The organism is Buttiauxella cochleicola, from assembly GCF_021282405.1.
Lineage (GTDB): Bacteria > Pseudomonadota > Gammaproteobacteria > Enterobacterales > Enterobacteriaceae > Buttiauxella > Buttiauxella massiliensis.
Genome location: NZ_JAJSOU010000017.1, coordinates 51,057 through 71,558, shown reverse-complemented (window position 1 = coordinate 71,558; position 20,502 = coordinate 51,057). Strand labels below are relative to the sequence as shown.

The following is a 20,502-nucleotide window of genomic DNA, read 5'->3' as shown; positions in this document are numbered from 1 at the left end:
GCAAATCAGGACGCCAGTCCGAGAGCGCGTTTGACCGGAGCAAAGCTACGACGATGATGTTCAGTCGCGCCATGCTCTGCCAGCTTTTCCAGATGGAAAGCTGTGGGGTAGCCCTTATGTTGGGCAAAACCGTATTGCGGGAAAGAGAGATCAAGCTCTGCCATTTCACGATCGCGCGTCACTTTGGCAATTATTGATGCCGCACTTATTTCAGCAACCCGACTGTCACCTTTCACCACCGCCAAAGAAGGCATTGGCAATGCAGGGCAGCGGTTACCATCAATCAATACATATTCAGGAACCACGCACAGGCCTGCGACAGCACGCTGCATCGCAAGCATAGTGGCATGCAAAATGTTTAACTGGTCGATCTCTTCTGGCTCCGCACGGCCAAGACTCCAGGACAGCGCCTTTTCGACGATTTCATCGTAAAGCGCGTTGCGGTGTTTTTCAGAGAGTTTCTTGGAGTCAGCAAGGCCAATGATAGGCTTTGTTGGGTCGAGAATCACCGCAGCAGTGACGACTGCGCCAACCAGCGGGCCTCGACCCACTTCATCAACACCTGCGACCAGATGTGTATGAGGGTAAATAAATTCAATCATTGAGCGAGCTCCAGCACGGCATTCGCCGCCTGTTCATCGGCGTTACAACGAATTTGCTGATGCAGTTCGCGGAAGGTGTCATGCATTTGGTGGCTCTGCGCCCCATCTTCAAGCAGCGGGCCAAGCGCCTTTGCAAGCGCATTGGGCTCGCACTCATCCTGCAATAATTCTTTAACCAGTTCACGGCCAGCCAGCAGATTTGGCAGTGAAACGTAATCCGTTTTGACCAGACGCTTTGCAAGCCAGAAAGTGAACGGTTTCATGCGATAACCAACCACCATTGGGCATTTTGCCAGCATGCACTCAAGGGCTGCGGTACCCGATGCCAGCAAGGCAGCGTCACTTGCGACCATCGCTTCGCGCCCTTGCCCATTGAGCAGGTGCATCGTCAGGTCAGGTGCGACTTCTGCTTTGATACGCTCAAATTGTTCACGACGTTTTGCGTTAACCAGCGGAACGACAATTTCCAGCCCCGAGAAACGCTCACGCAGTAAAAGAGCTGTTTTCAGGAAATCCGCGCTGAGCATTTCAACTTCTGCGCCACGACTCCCCGGTAATAGCGCCAGGCATTTAGCCTCTGGGGAAATCCCCAGAGTCGCGCGTGCGGCATTTTTATCAGGATCAAGCGGCATGGCATCAGCCATGGTATGACCGATAAACCGACACGGGACATTAAATCTATCGTAAAACGCTTTTTCGAAAGGCAGAAAGGCGAGCACTAAATCCGTTGCTCTGCCAATTTTGAAAACGCGTTTTTGCCGCCATGCCCAAACGGAAGGGCTGACGTAATGAATGGTGCGAATACCCTGCTTCTTAAGATTGCCTTCGAGCGTGATGTTGAAATCAGGCGCATCGATGCCGACAAAAACATCTGGCTGCAATTCGGTGAAACGGCGCGTGAGATCGGCTCGGATATGTAATAAGCGACGCAGGCGACCGAGCACTTCAACAATGCCCATCACCGCCAGCTCTTCCATCTCATACCAGGCTTCGCAGCCTTCAGCCTGCATCAAAGGCCCTGCAACACCAATAAAGCGAGCATCAGGATGACGGGCTTTCAGGGCACGAATCAGACCTGCGCCAAGAATATCGCCGGAAGTTTCTCCGGCGACCAGGGCAATCGTAAGCGGACGACCAAGTTTCATTTAGCGAATCAGACCACGAGTTGAACGTTCAAAGAATTCAACAAATGCTTTCACTTCTGGATGTTGCTCGGCAATCGCAGCAATTTCAGGCTTCGCTTCTTCGAAGGTTTTCCCGCTACGGTAGAGAATTTTATACGCGTTGCGAACAGCGTGTATCGCTTCTCTTGAGAAACCGCGGCGTTTCAGACCTTCGATATTTACGCCGAACGGCGTTGCGTGGTTGCCCTGCGCAATAACATACGGTGGAACATCTTGTGCCACACCAGAACACCCCCCCACCATCACGTGCGCACCGATAATGCAGAACTGATGCACAGCGGTCATGCCACCAATGATTGCGAAATCATCAACAGAAACGTGACCAGCAAGAGTTGCGTTATTTGCGAGGATACAGCGGTTACCGACCGTACAGTCATGCGCTACGTGAGCATTGACCATCAGCAGGTTATCGCTACCCACCTTCGTCAAACCACCGCCCTGCTCTGTTCCACGATGGATGGTGACGCTTTCGCGAATGCGGTTGCGATCGCCAATTTCCACACGGGTCGGTTCACCAGCATATTTAAGATCCTGGTTAACTTCACCAATGGAAGCGAACTGATAAATCTCGTTGTCACGACCAATAGTCGTGTGACCATTTACCACAACATGAGATTTCAGAACGGTACCTTCACCGATTTCAACATGCGGACCAACAATACAAAACGGACCAATATGGACGTTAGCACCAATAACAGCACCGTCTTCCACAATGGCTGATGGATGAATAAAGGCGGATTTATCAATCACGTATTAACTCTCCCGGCTGCGGGCACACATCATAGTTGCTTCACAGACAATTTTACCGTCAACAGTTGCCACGCCTTTAAAGCGCGTCAGACCACGGCGGGTTTTCTCGAAAGTAACTTCCATGACCATCTGGTCACCAGGTACGACAGGACGTTTGAAACGTGCTTCATCGATACCAGCAAAGTAATAAAGCTCACCAGGTTCCAGTTTCCCTACGCTTTTGAACGCAAGAATACCGGTGGCTTGCGCCATCGCTTCAAGAATCAGCACACCCGGGAAAATCGGTTTACCAGGGAAGTGGCCCTGGAAAAACGGCTCGTTTACTGTGACATTTTTTACTGCACGTAAAAAACGCCCTTCTTCAAAATCCAGCACGCGGTCTACCAGCAAGAACGGGTAACGGTGTGGCAGAAGTTCCAAAATCTCTTCGATGTGCAGAGTATGAGTGTCGGTAGTCAAGATACTCTTCCTGTCTAAATGTACCAAATGACAATAATAACACGGCCTGCGACTATCTCGAGATAGCTAGCAGGCCGCAAATCAGTAAGCACTAACGCGTCTTGGGCGGGTGACTTTTAGTCTTGTTGATTGATTTTTTTCTCAACGGATTTCAAGCGTTTGCTGATCTCGTCGATATTCATCACCAACGCGGCTGTTTTACGCCACACTTTGTTCGGCTGTAGTGGAATACCTGATGAGTAAACCCCCGGCTCTGTGATAGGGCGCATTACCATGCCCATTCCAGTCACGGTGACTTTATCGCAGATTTCCATATGGCCATTGATAACACTGGCACCACCAATCATGCAGTAACGGCCAATTTTCAGGCTGCCTGCCATGATCACACCGCCAGCAACAGCAGTATTGTCGCCAATCACAACGTTATGTGCAATCTGGCATTGATTATCAATGATAACACCATTGCCAATAATCGTGTCGTCTAGTGCGCCACGGTCAATCGTAGTACAGGCACCGATCTCGACACGATCGCCAATGATCACGCGGCCAAGTTGGGGGATCTTCACCCAGTTGCCACGATCGTTAGCGTAACCAAAACCATCTGAACCGATGACGGTACCGGACTGAACCAGGCACTGTTCACCAATCTGGATTTCATGGTAAATCGACACATTCGCCCACAGGCGTGTGCCAGCACCAATTTTGGTGTGTTTACCCACGAAACAGCCAGGGCCAATCACAACATTATCGCCCAGCACGACACCAGACTCGATAACCGCATTAGCGCCAATGGCTACGTTATTACCCAACGTCGCAGTTGCATCAATCACTGCACTTGGTGCGATGTTTTGAGCAGGTTGCGGCGTGGAATCAAGGATTTGCGCCATGCGAGCATATGTGAGGTAGGGATTCTTCACTACCAGCGCTGCGCTATGTGCGAAAGGGAGGTCGGCTTCAGTCATAACGACGGCAGAAGCCTGGCAAACAGCCAATTGCTCACGGTAACGTGGGTTAACCATAAACGTAATTTGGCCAGCCTGGGCCGTTTGCATAGATGCAACGCCGGTGATGACGAGATCGCCATCACCGTGCAAATCTGCATCCAACTGCTGGGCTAAATCAGCCAGTCGAATTGAAGACATTACTTATTTAACCTGTTTCAGAACATCTGAAGTGATGTCTTTAACACTGCTACCTGCATAAGCAACGGTGTTAGCATCCAGAACTACGTCGATGCCTTTGTCGTCAGCAACTTTCTTCACTGCGCTCTGAATACGAGTAACAAGTTTGCCACGCTCTTCGTTAGAACGACGTTGACGATCTTGTTCGAATGCCTGAGCTTTAGTCTGGAACTGCTGACGTTGAGCCATCAGATCTTTTTCAGCTTTGCTGCGGTCAGCAGATTTCATGGTAGAGCCATCACGTTGCAGCTTTTGCATTTTGGATTGCAGGTCGCCTTCCATATTCTGCAACTCGCTTGCGCGGCCTTTAAACTCGTTTTCAAGAGTTTTAGACACACCGGTGCTCTGTGCTACCTGTTGGAACAGGTTGCCCATGTTTACTACAGCAATGCTGTCAGCTGCTTGAACGCTGGCAGATGCAGCCATAGCGAGGCCAAGACCTGCGGCAAATAACCACTTTTTCACAATAAACTCCTTACCATCCCGAATGTGTCCGAAGACACTCTTTTTTGCGTGTGCCAGTTCTGCATTTCGCGAACTGGCATCAACGCTACACTACTTTTATACAATCCTTCGCACAGAACAGTTACCAGGTTTTACCAATGTTAAACTGGAACTGTTCCGCTTTGTCGCCTTCGTACTTCTTGAACGGTTGGGCATAAGAGAAGACCAACGGCCCCAGCGGTGACATCCATTGCAATGCGATACCTGCTGACATACGAATATTACTTGGGTCACTGTAGTCCGGTACCCCTGCATTTTGCATAGCCGTACTGTTATCCCAGTTTGTATCCCAGACTGTACCCATGTCCATGAACACGGAAGTCCGAACAGAGTTCGCGTATTTCTCGCTCAGGAATGGCGTTGGTGTGATAAGTTCGAAACTTGCTACTGCCATCGCGTTACCACCGACTGCATCGTCGGATGAGCAATAAGTATCTTTTTTCTGGTCACAATTATCATTTCCTGGCCCACCAATATAGACCGCTTTCGGGCCGATGTTGTTGGACTGGAAGCCACGCACGGTACTCGAACCACCGGCGTAGAAGTTTTCATAAAACGGCATTTCTTTGCCGCCAAGACCATCACCGTAGCCTACGCGAGTACGACCTAACATTACCCAAGTATGATCTTCATCAATTGGGAAGTAGCTCGCAGTATCCAGAGTCACTTTATAGAACTCGTTATCAGAGCCCGGCACAGTAACTTTACCGTTCAGGTTCACGCGCGAACCTTCCGTTGGGAAGTAACCACGGTCAAGTTTGTTGTACGTCCAGCCATAGTTCAGCGTGAAATCATCTGCCGCAAAACCATTGTCATCAGATGTTGTGTTAGCCTTTTGGCCTACAGAATCCAGATAACGCCACATCGCAACCTGTGGCTGCATGTTGGACAGGTCGTTGTGAACGTAACCTAAGCCCAGACGCAATGTGTTGTTTTCGTTAACCGGGAAGCCAAGCGTTCCGTCCACACCATAACTTGTGTTGGTGTAGTCAGAAAGATCCGCATCATCAGCTTTAAAGTCATTGTAGAAGACTCGGCCGCCGAGGCTTACACCGTCAACTGTAAAGTATGGATCGGTTACCGACAATTCAGCATATGTCTGATAATCGTTTTTGGTACCGTTGATACCAACCGAGTATCCTGTTCCTAACCAGTTGTCCTGCTGGACACCGACCTGGAAGCTGATACCACTTTCAGTACCGTAACCCACACCGAAGTTGAAGCTACCGGTGTTACGCTCTTTAACTTTGTAGACCACATCAACCTGGTCAGGGCTACCTGACACACGTTGCGTATCAACATCTACAGTTTCGAAGTAACCCAAACGATTCAGACGATCTTTACCTGAGTTCACAAGATCGCTACCCAGCCAGGTCCCTTCCATTTGGCGCATTTCGCGACGCAGGACTGAATCTTTACTGGTGTCGTTGCCTTCAAAACGAATTTTACGCACGTAATAACGGTTACCAGAATCAACGTTCACATGCAGTTTAACGGTCTTATCTGCATCGTTGATTTCAGGTTGCGTTTGCACACGTGGGTAGGCGTAACCATAACGACCCAATAATTTCTTGATGTCGTCTTCCATCTTGGTCACTTTGGTGCCGTTATAAAGCTCACCTGGTTTGAGTTTAGTCAGCGTTTCAATTTCTGCTGAGTGCCCTGCCAGATTACCGTTCACCGTCACGCCAGCAATCTTGTACTGATCGCCTTCTGTAACGTTGATGGTCACGTAAATGCTTTTCTTATCAGGCGTCAAACTGACCTGAGTCGAATCGATGTTAAAGCGAGCATAACCGCGATCCAGATAGTAACTGCGCAGCGTTTCGAGATCGCCGGCCAGCTTCTGTTTCTGGTATTTACGGTCACCCACCACGTTCCACCATGGCACTTCATCGCGCAACTGGAAATGCGAAATGAGTTCATCAGTCGTAAACGCATGGTTGCCGACGATGTTGATTTGCTGAATTTTGGCAGAAACGCCTTCCTGGAATACCAGTTTCAGGTCAACACGGTTACGCGGCAATGGCGTAACAACGGCTTTCACGCTGGCACTGTACTTACCAACGCTGTAGTAGAAATCTTCCAGCCCTTTTTCAATATCAGCCAGGGTCGTTCTATCCAGTGATTCGCCGACACGCACACTAGAAGCCTCGAGGTTCTGCTTGAGCATGTCGTCCTTCACGGACTTGTTACCGGAGAAAGTAATACTCGCGATTGTCGGGCGTTCTTTCACCTGAACAACTAACGTTTCGCCATCACGAAGTACCCGGACATCTTCGAAGTTCCCGGTAGCAAACAGTGAACGAATAGTATTACTGATATCCTCGTCAGAGACAGTATCGCCTACGCGAACCGGCATGCTGAGGAGGGCCGCACCGACGGCGACTCGCTGCAGGCCTTCGAAATGAATATCCTTCACCACGAACCCGTCTGCACCGTATACGGTGGCGCTGCTAAACAGCAGCGACGCTATGAGCAACTTTTTCATCGCCATCGTTGTTATGCGTTCTTCCTAACCTATTCTCTCTAAAACCGAGAGAAATCATTGAAAAGTGCAAGCCCCATCAACAGCACCAGCAATATAGAGCCAATGCGGTAACTAAAGTCTTGAACTCGCTCGGAAACCGGCCCACCCTTCAGCTTTTCAATCGCCAAAAAGAGCAGATGCCCCCCGTCCAGGACGGGTAACGGAAACAGGTTGATTATCCCCAGATTGACGCTAATCAGCGCCAGGAACATCAGATAGTAAATCAACCCAGATTCCGCTGACATCCCTGCCCCTTGAGCTATAGAGATTGGCCCACTGAGATTATTCAGTTTGATGTCACCGGTTATTAATTTTCCCAGCATGTTGACTGTAAGCTTCATCAGTTGCCAGGTTTTATCCGTGGCTTCCGCGACAGCAGCAAACGGCCCATACTGGCGTACTGTTTTATACTCATCAGGCAGCGGGATAACCTTTGGTACTACCCCCGCAAACCCTTCAGCCTTCGCTTTACCCGGTTTTGTATCCGGTATCAGCGTTAAAGACAAGAGCGCCCCTTGTCTTTCTATTTCTAGCTCCAGTGGGTGACCTGGATTGTCACGCACCTGGCTAACAAATTCTGTCCACTGAGCAAGCGCCGCACCGTTGACTTTAACGATCCTGTCCCCGGCTTGCAAACCCGCTTTGCTCGCTGCGGAATTGGGCTGTACTTCTTGTAATACCGTTTCAATTTGCGGGCGACGTGGCCCGATGCCTAATGAGGTGATCGGATCCTGCTTTTCTGGCTCAAATTGCCAGTGGCGCAAATCTAGCGTTTTCTCACTTTTCAGATTTGAACCTAGTGGTGCCAGCGTAAGATTAACACTGTCATCACCAATCTTTGCCATCAACTCAAGTTGAACCGATTCCCAGTCAGGCGTTTCGATACCATCTATCGCTTTAAGTTCCATGCCTGGTGCAATTTGTGCTTCTGCTGCTATCGAGTTGGGTATTACTTCACCAACAACCGGACGAACACCAGGGACACCGATGATAAACACCAGCCAGTAGGCAAACACAGCGAAGATGAAGTTAGCAATAGGACCGGCCGCAATAATCGCAGCGCGTTGAGAAACGGTTTTGTTATTAAAGGCCTGATGACGTAGTTCCGGCGTAACCGGCTCAACACGTTCATCAAGCATTTTGACATAACCACCCAGTGGGATCAGGGCGATTACAAATTCGGTACCGTGGCGATCGGAACGACGCCAGAGCGCTTTACCAAAACCAATGGAAAAGCGCTCCACTTTGACGCCACAGCGGCGAGCAACCCAGAAATGGCCGAACTCATGCACGGTAATTAATACACCCAGTGCGACAATAAACGCAGCCAAATTCCAGAGTAAGCTCAGCATATAACCTTCCGTTAAATCGTCCTGAATACCAGCAATAACAGACAGGCAAATACCGGTACTGCTGCTGTGAGGCTATCAATGCGGTCAAGGATACCACCATGACCGGGGATCAGGTGACCGCTATCTTTAATCCCTGCTTCACGCTTAAACATGCTTTCGGTTAAATCGCCCAATACTGATGCAAGAGCGGCTATCACCGAACAGGTCAACAGAATAGCCGGCGACACATCCAGATTCGCCCACATGCCGAACAGCACGGAGATAATCGCAGAAGTGAACAACCCACCAAAAAAGCCCTGCCATGTTTTACCCGGAGACACTTTCGGCGCTAATTTGTGTTTGCCAAACATTTTGCCAAACATATAAGCACCGGAGTCTGCACCCCAGACCAGAACCATCACATACAATAGCCAGATTGAGCCAGTGTAGTGGTTAATATCGTAATGCCAGTTGCGCAGCACAATCATGCCCCAGAAAAACGGCACAATAGTTAATACGCCAAACAACAGACGCAACGTTTTTGAGTTGCGCCAGATTGATGCTGAACCCGGATAAAACAATACCAGTAACAGCGCGGCAAACCACCAGGCAAGTGATGCCCATAGCGAAGCCTCAATCAACGGAATATGAACCGTACGCTGGTATTCGGGTAATGCATAAAGCATTAATGCCAGTAACAGACCACACAACACAGCAAGCCAAACACGTTGAGAACGTGCTTTAAAACCTGCCAATTGTCCCCATTCCCAGGCTGCCAGCATACATACCACGAGGGTTGTAATAGCAAATCCTACTGGTGGAAGCCAGAATAACGCGGCAATAACCACCGGGATTAAAATAAACGCAGAAAGCAGGCGATACTTCAGCAAAAGTGACCCCCAACAGGCTTACTCACTACCAGGTGCTGTGCCGCCAAAACGACGCTCTCGATTTGCAAAAGCATTTAGTGCACCTTCAAAGTCTTGTTCATCGAAATCAGGCCAAAGAACATCGGTGAAATAAAGTTCTGCGTAGGCAATCTGCCAAATCAGAAAGTTACTAATACGATGCTCTCCCCCTGTCCTAATTACTAAATCTACGGGAGCCAGTTCATTCATGCAGATTTGCTTACTCAGCATCTCTTCATCTATCTGGTCTGGACGCAGTAAGCCTTCTTGTACCTGTTCGGCAAGATGCCGCACACCTTGAATAATATCCCAACGACCGCCATAGTTCGCGGCAATATTGAGAGTCAAACCTGTGTTGGCACTCGTTAAGTCTTCGGCTTTTTTGATACGTTCTTGCAGGCGAGCATTAAATCGGCTGATATCGCCGATAATACGCAAACGGACATTGTGACGATGCAAACTTTTGACTTCACTGTCTAAAGCCCACACAAACAACTCCATTAGTGCGCTAACTTCTTGAGCTGGACGATTCCAGTTTTCACTACTAAAAGCATAGAGCGTAAGGGCATCTATACCATTATTTGCCGCAAAACTTACCGCCCGGCGAACAGATTTCGCCCCCGCCTTATGGCCGGAAACCCTCATCTTCCCTTGTCGTTTCGCCCAGCGACCGTTGCCATCCATAATAATGGCAACATGGCGCGCGCCATGTTCGGATTGTGTTTCGCTTAATTGTTGGTTTGCAGACAACATAACGCGTAATTATTCCCAGATAAGGATTAAGCGGTACTCAGAATGATCTCAGCTTTTACATAAAAAAGCCGTGCTATAACACGGCTTACCAATCTTTCAGTCAGTTATTCCCGGCTGAAAGATGGCGCAGACTATATCACTGAAGCACAAAGCTAACAAATAGAGGCATATCAGCTGAATAAATAATCATCGAGAAGCGATGCGCGTCACCAAACCTCGGGCAACCTCGCGTGCTTTCGCATCAACAGCAAGAACCTCTTCCACACTCTTCGGCTCAGTCAATTCAACACTATCAAGGACGGCACGATTTAAGGAAGCAATGTCTGTAAAACGTAGTTGTTGTTGCAAGAAAGCCTCAACCACAATTTCATTTGCAGCGTTCAGTACGGTCGTTGCGGCCTGCCCTTGCTCAAATGCTTCCATCGCAAGCTTCAGGCAAGGATAGCGATGATAGTCCGGTTCCATAAAGGTGAAAGTACCGATTTTACAAAAATCGAGTGGTTCAACACCTGACTGCACGCGCTCAGGAAATGCCATGGCGTGCGCGATAGGCGTGCGCATGTCTGGAGCGCCTAACTGCGCCAGCACACTACCATCACGATAACGAACCATCGAGTGGATAACCGACTGCGGATGTATCAGTACTTCCATTTGTTTAGCTGAAGCATTGAATAGCCAACGAGCTTCAATGTATTCGAGACCTTTGTTCATCATGGTGGCCGAGTCGACTGAGATTTTACGTCCCATCGACCAGTTCGGATGGCTACAAGCCTGGTCCGGAGTCATTGCTGTCAGTTCACCTAACGGCGTCTCACGGAATGGGCCACCTGACCCGGTAAGAATAATCGACGAAACGCCATTACCCTCAAGTTCAGCGTACCCGAGGTTTTGCTGAATTGTTTCCGGTAAACTCTGAAAAATTGCGTTGTGTTCGCTGTCGATAGGCAGAAGTTGAGCGTGGCTTCGTTGTACAGCATCCATAAACAGACGCCCACAAGTCACCAGTGCTTCTTTATTTGCCAGTAACACTTGCTTGCCTGCCGCAATCGCCGCAAGAGTGGGTAACAGGCCTGCAGCACCAACAATAGCCGCCATAACCTGGTTCACTTCGTCCAGCGCAGCCATTTCACAAGCTGCCTGCTGCCCTGCCAGAACTTCAGTGCTACTCCCCTGCTCTTTAAGCAAACGGCGTAACTCACCGGCAGAGATTTCATCATCCATTACTGCCCAGCGAGGCTTGAACTCCAGACACTGCTCAGCCATGCGCACAACATTTTTCCCGGCTACGAGGGCCGTGACGGAAAACTTATCAGGATTATGACGAACAACGCTAAGGGTACTGGTACCGATAGATCCGGTAGAGCCAAGAATGGTCAGTTGCTTCATGGGGCGCTCTGGAGTTTTAATTTTAACAATCATATATCCAAAATAATTCGAGTTGCATTTAGGCGGCAAGAGAGCAAGTCCCGATGAGCTTACATGAGTAAGTGATTCGGGTGAGTGAACGCAGCCAACAAAGATGCAGCTTGAATTAAGACGGGTATAAAAACAAAACGCCGTAGACAATTACCGTGGCGTGAGCCACGGCTTGCATACGGCGTTTGATCCGTCATCTCAACGGATTAGAACTGCATCAACTCAGCTTCTTTCTCAGCAAGCGCAGCATCTACTTTCTTGATAGCAGCATCAGTCATTTTCTGAACGTCGTCCTGAGAACGGCGATCGTCATCTTCACTGATTTCTTTATCTTTCAGCAGCGCTTTAACTTTGTCGTTAGCATCACGGCGAACGTTACGAACCGCCACACGTGCGCCTTCAGCTTCGCCACGTACAATTTTGATCAGATCTTTACGACGCTCTTCAGTCAGTGCAGGTAGTGGAACACGAATGTCAGTACCAGCAGAGCTTGGGTTCAGACCGAGGTCGGAAGTCATGATCGCTTTCTCAACGGCCTGGCTCAAAGAGCGGTCAAACACGTTGATCTTCAGTGTGCGAGAATCTTCAACCGTTACGCTTGCCAATTGGCGCAGTGGAGTCGGGGTGCCGTAATACTCCACAATGATGCCGTCCAGCAGAGATGGAGAGGCGCGGCCGGTGCGGATTTTACTGATTTGGGTTTTGAATGCTTCTACGCATTTTTCCATACGCACTTCGGCATCTTTTCTGATATCGCTAATCACGTTACGAATCCTTGAAAACTGGTTTAGGGCAGACCACACTTCACGCCGCTATGCAGACGCTGCGAGCTAAGTATAGCCCTGTTTATTCATGGCGCCCGTTGGGGTTGCCTATTAACACTATCTGAAACTGAATCTTACCCTGATTAAGCATCGACTGAAATTATTCAGTGATCAATGTGCCTTCTTTTTCACCCATGACCACACGGCGAAGCGCACCAGGTTTGTTCATATTGAAAACACGAATCGGTATTTTGTGATCGCGGGCCAGCGTAAACGCCGCCAAATCCATCACTTTCAGTTCTTTTTCCAGTACTTCGGTATAGGTCAATTGCTCACAAAGCGTGGCGGTAGGATCTTGTACCGGATCCGCAGTAAACACGCCATCTACTTTCGTGGCCTTCAGTACTACGTCCGCTTCAATCTCAATACCACGCAAACACGCAGCAGAGTCAGTAGTAAAGAATGGATTACCGGTACCAGCTGCCAGGATAACTACGCGGTTATTGCGCAGCAAGCTGATAGCTTCTGCCCAGCTGTAGTTATCACATACGCCATTCAATGGAATAGCAGACATCAGGCGGGCGTTCACATAGGCGCGATGAAGCGCATCACGCATTGCCAGGCCGTTCATTACGGTTGCCAGCATGCCCATGTGGTCGCCCACGACACGGTTCATACCGGCTTTTGCCAGGCCAGCACCGCGGAATAAGTTGCCACCACCAATCACCACCCCGACCTGAATACCCAATTCAACCAGCTCTTTAATTTCCTGAGCCATACGATCAAGGATGCTTGCATCAATACCGAAGCCTTCGGTACCTTGCAGCGCTTCGCCGCTTAGCTTGAGCAGAATGCGTTTGTAGACAGGTTTTGCATTGGTAGCCATGATTCTTTCCTGGGAACAGTCAACGAATGGGGATGGTAAATTCAGACGACATAATGTCGCATATCAACAAGATCTGTATCAGAGCAGGCTGATTTTTAAAGCCAGATAAAAAGGAACCGCCAATTGGCGGCTCCCTTTAAAAATTAAGACTGCTTGGACATTGCAGCAACTTCTGCTGCGAAGTCAGTCTCAACTTTCTGGATGCCTTCGCCCACTTCAAAGCGGATGAAGCCAGTTACGTCAGCATTGTGCTCTTTCAGCAACTGACCAACAGTTTTGCTTGGCTCGATAACGAAAGGCTGACCAGTCAGAGAAACTTCACCGGTGAATTTCTTCATGCGGCCTTCAACCATTTTCTCTGCGATTTCTTTCGGCTTGCCAGACTGCATAGCGATGTCCAGCTGAACCTGGTACTCTTTCTCAACAACTTCGGCAGACACGTCTTCTGGCTTAACGAATTCTGGCTTGCTTGCAGCAACGTGCATAGCGATTTGCTTAACCAGCTCTTCGTCAGCGCCTTTAGCTGCAACCACAACACCGATGCGAGCACCGTGCAGGTAGCTACCCAGAACATCACCTTCCAGAACTGCAACACGACGAATGTTGATGTTCTCACCGATTTTAGCAACCAGTGCAACACGCTCTTCTTCGAACTGTGCTTTCAGTACTTCGATGTCAGTAACTTTGCCTGCAGCAGCAGCGTCCAGCACTTTGTCAGCAAATGCCTGGAAACCACCATCTTTAGCAACGAAGTCAGTCTGGCAGTTAACTTCCAGAATCACAGCGTAGCCGTCTGCGATCTTAGTTTTGATCACGCCGTCAGCAGCTACGTTGCCTGCTTTCTTAGCCGCTTTGATCGCACCAGACTTACGCATGTTTTCGATTGCCAGCTCGATGTCGCCATTAGCTTCAGTCAGTGACTTTTTGCAATCCATCATGCCTGCGCCAGTACGTTCACGCAGTTCTTTTACCAGAGCAGCAGTAATATCAGCCATTCTAAAATCCTCGGTTATCTCGTAGAGAGAGATAAGCCCTGGTCCACGGAATAGACGAACCCTGGCTCAAAATAAAAAGGGGCCTGTACAGGCCCCCTAACCAAACTATTCAATATACCCGTTATCTTTCTAGCCGCAGGGGCGTTGGCTGCACTCACTCACCCAGTCACTTACCTAAGTAAGCTCCTGGGGATTCTTGAGCTTGCCGCCTGGCTGCAACTCGAAATCTAAAGGGTATACTTGGTTAATAAGAGCTCAAATAAGAGCGAACCTTATTATTCAGCTTCTACGAAGCTTTCTTCTGCCTGAGAAGCCAGATCCTGAGAGCGGCCTTCACGAACGGTAGCAGCTACAGCACCCAGATACAGGGTTACAGCACGGATTGCATCGTCGTTACCAGGGATAACGAAATCAACGCCATCTGGATCGGAGTTAGTATCAACGATAGAGAATACTGGGATACCCAGGTTGTTCGCTTCTTTGATTGCAATGTGTTCGTGATCAGCGTCGATTACAAACAGTGCATCCGGCAAGCCGCCCATGTCTTTGATACCACCGAGGCTGTTTTCTAACTTAATCAGCTCACGGGTACGCATCAGCGCTTCTTTCTTGGTCAGTTTGTCGAAGGTACCGTCCTGAGACTGGATTTCCAGGTCTTTCAGACGTTTGATGGACTGACGAACAGTTTTCCAGTTAGTCAGCATACCGCCCAACCAGCGATGGTTCACAAAGAACTGATCGCAGCTCAGAGCAGCTTCTTTTACTGGTTCGCTTGCAGCACGCTTAGTACCAACGAAAAGGATTTTGCCTTTACGAGAAGAAATCTTGCTCAGTTCAGCCAAAGCTTCGTTGAACATAGGTACAGTTTTTTCAAGGTTGATGATGTGAACTTTGTTACGAGCGCCGAAGATGAAAGGCTTCATTTTCGGGTTCCAGTAACGGGTTTGGTGACCGAAGTGAACACCAGCCTTGAGCATGTCGCGCATGGAAACAGTTGCCATGATTAAAACCTCTATATAAAAGTATGGGGTTAAGCCTCCACGTATCCCATATTACCGACCCCTAAGGGCACCCCGGAATATGTGTCGATACGTGTGTGTTATTTACACAAAGTGAGAGTGTTGGCTGTATCCGAAAAATCGGAATACAAGTCCGGCGCGCTTTATACCATAAAACAGACCCGGACTCCAATAGTTGTTAGTTGATAGTGCGCACACTGATTCTCGATTTGGCACCGATCGTAGGCCCTGATACCATTGCCCCACTACTGCTCAATTATTGTCGATAACGACGACACCTGCGGATCGAATTAATGGCTATCTCAATTAAAACACCTGAAGAAATCGAAAAAATGCGCGTCGCGGGCCGTCTTGCCGCTGAAGTGCTGGAAATGATTGAACCCCACGTACGACCAGGCATCAGCACTGGTGAACTGGACCGTATCTGTAGCGATTACATCATTAACCAGCAGCATGCTATTTCTGCCTGCCTGAACTACCACGGCTTCCCGAAATCCGTGTGCATTTCCATTAACGAAGTGGTCTGCCATGGTATTCCTGATGACGCTAAAATCCTGAAAGATGGAGATATCGTCAACATCGACGTAACTGTCATCAAAGATGAATACCACGGTGACACCTCGAAAATGTTCATCGTCGGCAAACCGACTATTCTGGGCGAGCGCCTGTGCCGTATTACTCAAGAAAGCCTGTATTTGTCACTGCGCATGGTAAAACCAGGCATTCGCCTACGCACTCTGGGTGCTGCAATTCAGAAGTTCGTTGAAGCTGAAGGTTTTTCTGTGGTTCGCGAATACTGTGGACACGGTATTGGCCGCGTATTCCACGAAGAACCGCAAGTGCTGCATTACGATGCTGATGATGGTGGCGTTGTGCTGCAACCGGGTATGACTTTCACTATCGAACCGATGGTGAACTCCGGCGATTACCGTATTCGCACCATGAAAGACGGTTGGACGGTGAAAACCAAAGATCGCAGCTTGTCTGCACAATACGAGCATACTATTGTGGTGACAGATAACGGCTGCGAAATTCTCACTTTACGCAAGGATGACACCATCCCCGCGGTGATTTCGCATAACGAGTGATATGCCTGGCGAAAGTCAGCAATCGAAGCCGGCTTATGCCGGCTTTTTTTATGGATGGCGACATGACACCGAGCTTACCCGAGCAGTACGCAACCACAGTGCTTCCTGAGATTTCCGGGCAACCTGAATACCCCGTCAACTGGACAGATTCAGAGCTTAATTGCGCCGAAATTAAGGCCCGCCTCGATACCTTCCAGAAATGGTTAGGAACAGCATTCGACGACGGTATTTCCGCCGAAAAACTTATCGATGCCCGCACCGAGTTTATCGACCAGTTACTGCAACGGTTGTGGGTAAACTACGGTTTTGGTGATATCGCTGAAACCGCGCTCGTCGCGGTGGGTGGTTACGGGCGCGGTGAACTTCATCCGTTATCTGACATTGATTTGCTGATACTCAGCCGTAAACGTCTGAGCGAGCCGCAATCCCAGAAAATCGGTGAACTTCTCACACTGTTGTGGGACGTAAAATTAGAAGTCGGCCACAGCGTACGCACGCTTGAAGAGTGCCTGCTTGAAGGTCTTTCTGATTTAACGGTTGCTACCAACCTGATTGAGTCGCGCTTACTAATTGGCGATGTCGCACTCTTCCTTGAACTGCAAAAACACATTTTCAGCGACGGTTTCTGGCCATCCGCCAAGTTCTTTGCCGCAAAAATTGATGAGCAAAATGTTCGTCATCAGCGTTACCACGGCACAAGTTATAACCTCGAACCAGATATCAAAAGCAGCCCCGGCGGTTTGCGTGACATCCACACGCTGCAATGGGTCGCGCGTCGCCACTTTGGCGCCACGTCCATGAGTGAAATGGTCGGCTTTGGTTTTTTAACCGAAGCGGAAAGAAATGAACTGGATGAGTGCCAACACTTGCTGTGGCGTATTCGCTTCGCTTTGCATCTCGAAGTAAATCGTTATGACAACCGTTTGTTATTCGACAGGCAGCTCAGCGTTGCTCAGCGTCTGGATTACAACGGTGAAGGCAATCAGCCGGTCGAACACATGATGAAAGATTTCTATCGTGTGACCCGTCGCGTCGGTGAGCTTAACCAAATGCTGTTGCAGCTGTTTGATGAAGCGATTCTTGCGCTAGATGCCAGCGAAAAACCGCGCCCACTGGACGATGACTTCCAGTTACGTGGCACTCTCATTGATCTGCGTGATGAAACGCTATTTATGCGTGAACCGCAGGCTATTTTGCGCATGTTTTACATGATGGTGCGTAACCGTGACATCACCGGAATTTACTCAACCACCCTACGCCATTTGCGCCATGCGCGTCGCCATTTAGTACAGCCGCTTTGCTACATTCCGGAAGCGCGCGATCTCTTCCTCACCATATTGCGCCACCCCGGCGCCGTGAGCCGCGCCTTATTGCCAATGCATCGTCACAGTGTGTTGTGGGCGTATATGCCGCAGTGGTCACATATCGTCGGGCAAATGCAATTTGACCTGTTCCATGCTTATACGGTCGATGAACACACCATTCGCGTGCTGCAAAAACTGGAAAGCTTCGCGAAAGAAGAAACTCGTCCAAAGCATCCATTATGTGTCGATCTCTGGCCGCGCCTGTCGCATCCGGAGCTGATCCTGATAGCAGCCCTGTTCCATGATATCGCCAAAGGCCGTGGCGGGGATCACTCGGTTCTCGGCGCACAGGACGTTTTAAAATTTGCTGAGCTGCATGGGCTGAACTCTCGCGAGACGCAGCTTGTCGCGTGGCTGGTGCGCCAACATTTGCTGATGTCGGTCACCGCGCAGCGCCGTGATATCCAGGACCCGGAAGTGATTAAGCAGTTTGCCGAAGAAGTGCAGACTGAAAACCGTTTGCGTTATCTGGTCTGCCTGACCGTCGCTGATATCTGTGCGACCAACGAAACTTTATGGAATAGCTGGAAACAGAGCCTGTTGCGTGAGCTCTATTTCGCTACCGAAAAACAGCTGCGCCGTGGAATGCAAAACAGCCCGGATATGCGTGAGCGTGTGCGCCACCACCAGCTTCAGGCGCTGGCATTACTGCGTATGGATAACATCAACGAAGAGGCACTGCATAATATCTGGCGTCGCTGCCGGGCGAACTATTTTGTTCGCCACACGCCAAACCAAATTGCATGGCATGCGCGCCACTTGCTCAAGCACGACCTCAGCAAACCGATGATTTTGCTGAGCCCGCAGGCAACGCGCGGTGGCACAGAGATTTTTATCTGGAGCCCTGACCGCCCTCACCTGTTCGCCGCTGTTTGTGCCGAGCTGGACAGGCGCAACCTCAGCGTTCATGACGCCCAAATATTTACTACGCGCGACGGCATGGCAATGGACACCTTTATTGTGCTCGAACCGGACGGCAGTCCGCTTTCAGCCGACAGGCATGACCTTATCCGCCACAGCATTGAACAAGCCATTACGCAGGCAAGCTGGCAAACACCTCAACCGCGCCGCCAGTCTGCCAAACTGCGTCACTTTACCGTCGATACTGAGGTGAATTTCTTGCCAACGCATACCGACCGAAGAACGTTCCTGGAGCTGATTGCTCTGGATCAGCCAGGCTTGTTGGCACGAGTGGGAGAAGTGTTTGCCGATCTCGGAATTTCGCTTTACGGGGCGAGAATTACGACAATTGGCGAGCGAGTAGAAGATTTATTTATAATAGCCACCGCCGACCGGCGTGCTCTTAATAATGAGTTGCAAGAGGAAGTACAGCAACGGTTGACAGCGGCCCTTAATCCAAACGATAAATAACAGTCTGTTAATTTCGTCACAATCAGGAAAATGTTCACAATGCCAATGCAGCAGCTACAAAACGTAATTGAAACCGCTTTCGAGCGCCGCGCCGAAATCACTCCGGCAAATGCTGATACCGTCACTCGTGAAGCGGTAAACCAGGTCATCTCCCTGCTCGACAGCGGTGCGCTGCGCGTTGCCGAAAAAATTGATGGCCAGTGGGTTACCCACCAATGGCTGAAGAAAGCCGTTCTGCTTTCTTTCCGTATCAATGACAACCAGGTTATTGATGGTGCCGAAAGCCGCTACTTCGATAAAGTGCCGATGAAATTCGCCAACTATGACGAAGCACGCTTCCAGAAAGAAGGTTTCCGCGTTGTACCACCAGCGGCAGTTCGCCAGGGCGCATACATCGCGCGTAATACCGTTCTGATGCCTTCTTACGTCAACATCGGCGCATACGTTGATGAAGGCTCAATGGTTGATACCTGGGCAACAGTCGGTTCTTGTGCGCAGATTGGTAAAAACGTTCACCTGTCTGGTGGCGTAGGCATCGGTGGCGTTCTGGAGCCATTACAGGCTAACCCAACTATCATTGAAGATAACTGCTTCATTGGCGCGCGTTCAGAAGTTGTGGAAGGCGTTATCGTTGAAGAAGGTTCTGTGATTTCCATGGGCGTTTACATTGGTCAAAGCACGCGTATTTATGACCGTGAAACCGGCGAAGTGCATTACGGCCGCGTACCAGCAGGTTCCGTGGTTGTTTCCGGCAACTTGCCATCAAAAGATGGTAAATACAGCCTGTACTGTGCAGTTATCGTGAAAAAAGTCGACGCGAAAACCCGCGGCAAAGTTGGAATCAACGAGCTGCTTCGCACTATCGACTAATAAAATGTGCAAAAGGCGGGCTTCCCCGCCTTTTTAGCATTTAGGGCTAGCGGAAAAGGATTTTTCCGTTAATTATCTTGATATTGCTGATATCGAAAAAGGTAACACTATGTACGATAACTTGAAAAGTCTGGGTATTACCAATCCTGATGAGATCGATCGTTATAGCCTCCGGCAGGAAGCCAACAACGATATCCTGAAAATCTATTTCCAGAAGGATAAAGGCGAGTTTTTCGCTAAAAGCGTGAAGTTTAAATACCCACGCCAGCGCAAAACTGTCGTTGCCGATGGCGTCGGCCAGGGTTACAAAGAAGTGCAGGAAATCAGCCCGAATCTGCGCTATGTAATTGATGAATTAGATCAACTTTGCCAGCGAGATCGCACTGAAGTGGATCTGAAACGCAAAATTCTCGACGATCTTCGCCATCTGGAATCCGTAGTTGCTCACAAGATCAGTGAAATTGAATCCGATCTTGAAAAGTTAACCCGCGGTAAATAATGCAAAAGGGCCGGAATCTCCGGCCCTT

The 20,502-nt window shown here is 49.4% G+C and carries 19 protein-coding genes; 4 read left to right on the top strand and 15 right to left on the bottom strand.

Translation table 11 applies throughout. The features are described 5' to 3' along the window. Positions 1 to 5 precede the first annotated feature (5 nt). The 15 genes from rnhB to rpsB form a co-directional block, all read right to left on the bottom strand. Entirely contained in the window at positions 6 to 602 is a 597-nt protein-coding gene (rnhB, locus tag LVQ79_RS19355; protein WP_232866192.1) for a ribonuclease HII, read from the bottom strand. Beyond that, positions 599 to 1,747, bottom strand: a complete 1,149-nt coding sequence (gene lpxB, locus LVQ79_RS19350) for a lipid-A-disaccharide synthase (protein WP_232866191.1) — start codon at positions 1,745 to 1,747, stop codon at positions 599 to 601. The genes rnhB and lpxB overlap by 4 nt, the downstream gene beginning before the upstream one ends. Continuing rightward, complete coding sequence (gene lpxA, locus LVQ79_RS19345; protein ID WP_232866189.1) at positions 1,748 to 2,536, bottom strand: acyl-ACP--UDP-N-acetylglucosamine O-acyltransferase; 789 nt, start codon at positions 2,534 to 2,536, stop codon at positions 1,748 to 1,750. 3 nt (positions 2,537 to 2,539) lie between these two features. After that, positions 2,540 to 2,995 carry a 3-hydroxyacyl-ACP dehydratase FabZ gene (fabZ, locus tag LVQ79_RS19340; RefSeq protein ID WP_064516336.1) on the bottom strand — a complete coding sequence of 152 codons (456 nt, stop codon included), beginning with the start codon at positions 2,993 to 2,995 and terminating at the stop codon, positions 2,540 to 2,542. Positions 2,996 to 3,111: 116 nt separating this feature from the next. Continuing rightward, on the bottom strand, positions 3,112 to 4,137 hold the full coding sequence (gene lpxD / locus LVQ79_RS19335; protein WP_154151412.1) for a UDP-3-O-(3-hydroxymyristoyl)glucosamine N-acyltransferase: 1,026 nt from the start codon (positions 4,135 to 4,137) through the stop codon (positions 3,112 to 3,114). Positions 4,138 to 4,140: 3 nt separating this feature from the next. Continuing rightward, positions 4,141 to 4,641, bottom strand: a complete 501-nt coding sequence (skp, locus tag LVQ79_RS19330; protein WP_232866188.1) for a molecular chaperone Skp — start codon at positions 4,639 to 4,641, stop codon at positions 4,141 to 4,143. Positions 4,642 to 4,762: 121 nt separating this feature from the next. After that, entirely contained in the window at positions 4,763 to 7,177 is a 2,415-nt protein-coding gene (bamA, locus tag LVQ79_RS19325) for an outer membrane protein assembly factor BamA (RefSeq protein ID WP_232866186.1), read from the bottom strand. A gap of 32 nt (positions 7,178 to 7,209) precedes the next feature. Then, positions 7,210 to 8,562 (bottom strand): sigma E protease regulator RseP, encoded by a 1,353-nt coding sequence (gene rseP / locus LVQ79_RS19320; RefSeq protein ID WP_232866184.1) that lies wholly within the window; start codon positions 8,560 to 8,562, stop codon positions 7,210 to 7,212. A gap of 11 nt (positions 8,563 to 8,573) precedes the next feature. Continuing rightward, positions 8,574 to 9,431: a phosphatidate cytidylyltransferase gene (gene cdsA, locus LVQ79_RS19315; RefSeq protein ID WP_064516326.1), complete on the bottom strand. Its 858-nt coding sequence runs from the start codon at positions 9,429 to 9,431 to the stop codon at positions 8,574 to 8,576. Positions 9,432 to 9,449: 18 nt separating this feature from the next. Beyond that, positions 9,450 to 10,202, bottom strand: a complete 753-nt coding sequence (gene ispU / locus LVQ79_RS19310; RefSeq protein ID WP_064516324.1) for a (2E,6E)-farnesyl-diphosphate-specific ditrans,polycis-undecaprenyl-diphosphate synthase — start codon at positions 10,200 to 10,202, stop codon at positions 9,450 to 9,452. A gap of 186 nt (positions 10,203 to 10,388) precedes the next feature. Further along, positions 10,389 to 11,588 (bottom strand): 1-deoxy-D-xylulose-5-phosphate reductoisomerase, encoded by a 1,200-nt coding sequence (ispC, locus tag LVQ79_RS19305; RefSeq protein WP_232866182.1) that lies wholly within the window; start codon positions 11,586 to 11,588, stop codon positions 10,389 to 10,391. Between the two features lie 236 nt (positions 11,589 to 11,824). After that, positions 11,825 to 12,382 carry a ribosome recycling factor gene (frr, locus tag LVQ79_RS19300; protein WP_034460857.1) on the bottom strand — a complete coding sequence of 186 codons (558 nt, stop codon included), beginning with the start codon at positions 12,380 to 12,382 and terminating at the stop codon, positions 11,825 to 11,827. A gap of 160 nt (positions 12,383 to 12,542) precedes the next feature. Next, entirely contained in the window at positions 12,543 to 13,268 is a 726-nt protein-coding gene (pyrH, locus tag LVQ79_RS19295) for a UMP kinase (protein ID WP_064516322.1), read from the bottom strand. A 143-nt stretch (positions 13,269 to 13,411) separates the two neighbouring features. After that, positions 13,412 to 14,263: a translation elongation factor Ts gene (gene tsf / locus LVQ79_RS19290; protein WP_064516320.1), complete on the bottom strand. Its 852-nt coding sequence runs from the start codon at positions 14,261 to 14,263 to the stop codon at positions 13,412 to 13,414. A 275-nt stretch (positions 14,264 to 14,538) separates the two neighbouring features. Next, the gene (gene rpsB, locus LVQ79_RS19285) at positions 14,539 to 15,264 is read right to left on the bottom strand and encodes a 30S ribosomal protein S2 (RefSeq protein WP_064516318.1); all 726 of its coding nucleotides are present in this window, start codon (positions 15,262 to 15,264) and stop codon (positions 14,539 to 14,541) included. Positions 15,265 to 15,575: 311 nt separating this feature from the next. Here rpsB and map point away from each other — a divergent pair, with 311 nt between their 5' ends. The 4 genes from map (at position 15,576) to LVQ79_RS19265 (ending at position 20,474) form a co-directional block, all read left to right on the top strand. Further along, positions 15,576 to 16,370: a type I methionyl aminopeptidase gene (gene map / locus LVQ79_RS19280; RefSeq protein ID WP_151994998.1), complete on the top strand. Its 795-nt coding sequence runs from the start codon at positions 15,576 to 15,578 to the stop codon at positions 16,368 to 16,370. Positions 16,371 to 16,432: 62 nt separating this feature from the next. Next, positions 16,433 to 19,105, top strand: coding sequence for a bifunctional uridylyltransferase/uridylyl-removing protein GlnD (glnD, locus tag LVQ79_RS19275; RefSeq protein WP_232866181.1), 2,673 nt, complete (start codon positions 16,433 to 16,435; stop codon positions 19,103 to 19,105). 45 nt (positions 19,106 to 19,150) lie between these two features. After that, on the top strand, positions 19,151 to 19,975 hold the full coding sequence (gene dapD / locus LVQ79_RS19270) for a 2,3,4,5-tetrahydropyridine-2,6-dicarboxylate N-succinyltransferase (protein ID WP_034461055.1): 825 nt from the start codon (positions 19,151 to 19,153) through the stop codon (positions 19,973 to 19,975). 109 nt (positions 19,976 to 20,084) lie between these two features. Further along, complete coding sequence (locus LVQ79_RS19265) at positions 20,085 to 20,474, top strand: DUF3461 family protein (RefSeq protein WP_034460862.1); 390 nt, start codon at positions 20,085 to 20,087, stop codon at positions 20,472 to 20,474. The last annotated feature ends 28 nt before the right edge of the window (positions 20,475 to 20,502 follow it).

Bases quoted from the DNA above. Each gene is read 5' to 3' on its own strand.
- ispC (WP_232866182.1), bottom strand. From the start codon at position 11,588: ATGAAGCAACTGACCATTCTTGGCTCTACCGGATCTATCGGTACCAGT.
- map (WP_151994998.1), top strand. From the start codon at position 15,576: ATGGCTATCTCAATTAAAACACCTGAAGAAATCGAAAAAATGCGCGTC.
- rnhB (WP_232866192.1), bottom strand. From the start codon at position 602: ATGATTGAATTTATTTACCCTCATACACATCTGGTCGCAGGTGTTGAT.
- bamA (WP_232866186.1), bottom strand. From the start codon at position 7,177: ATGGCGATGAAAAAGTTGCTCATAGCGTCGCTGCTGTTTAGCAGCGCC.
- LVQ79_RS19265 (WP_034460862.1), top strand. From the start codon at position 20,085: ATGTACGATAACTTGAAAAGTCTGGGTATTACCAATCCTGATGAGATC.
- tsf (WP_064516320.1), bottom strand. From the start codon at position 14,263: ATGGCTGATATTACTGCTGCTCTGGTAAAAGAACTGCGTGAACGTACT.
- ispU (WP_064516324.1), bottom strand. From the start codon at position 10,202: ATGTTGTCTGCAAACCAACAATTAAGCGAAACACAATCCGAACATGGC.
- dapD (WP_034461055.1), top strand. From the start codon at position 19,151: ATGCAGCAGCTACAAAACGTAATTGAAACCGCTTTCGAGCGCCGCGCC.
- rseP (WP_232866184.1), bottom strand. From the start codon at position 8,562: ATGCTGAGCTTACTCTGGAATTTGGCTGCGTTTATTGTCGCACTGGGT.
- lpxB (WP_232866191.1), bottom strand. From the start codon at position 1,747: ATGAAACTTGGTCGTCCGCTTACGATTGCCCTGGTCGCCGGAGAAACT.
- pyrH (WP_064516322.1), bottom strand. From the start codon at position 13,268: ATGGCTACCAATGCAAAACCTGTCTACAAACGCATTCTGCTCAAGCTA.
- lpxD (WP_154151412.1), bottom strand. From the start codon at position 4,137: ATGTCTTCAATTCGACTGGCTGATTTAGCCCAGCAGTTGGATGCAGAT.
- glnD (WP_232866181.1), top strand. From the start codon at position 16,433: ATGACACCGAGCTTACCCGAGCAGTACGCAACCACAGTGCTTCCTGAG.
- rpsB (WP_064516318.1), bottom strand. From the start codon at position 15,264: ATGGCAACTGTTTCCATGCGCGACATGCTCAAGGCTGGTGTTCACTTC.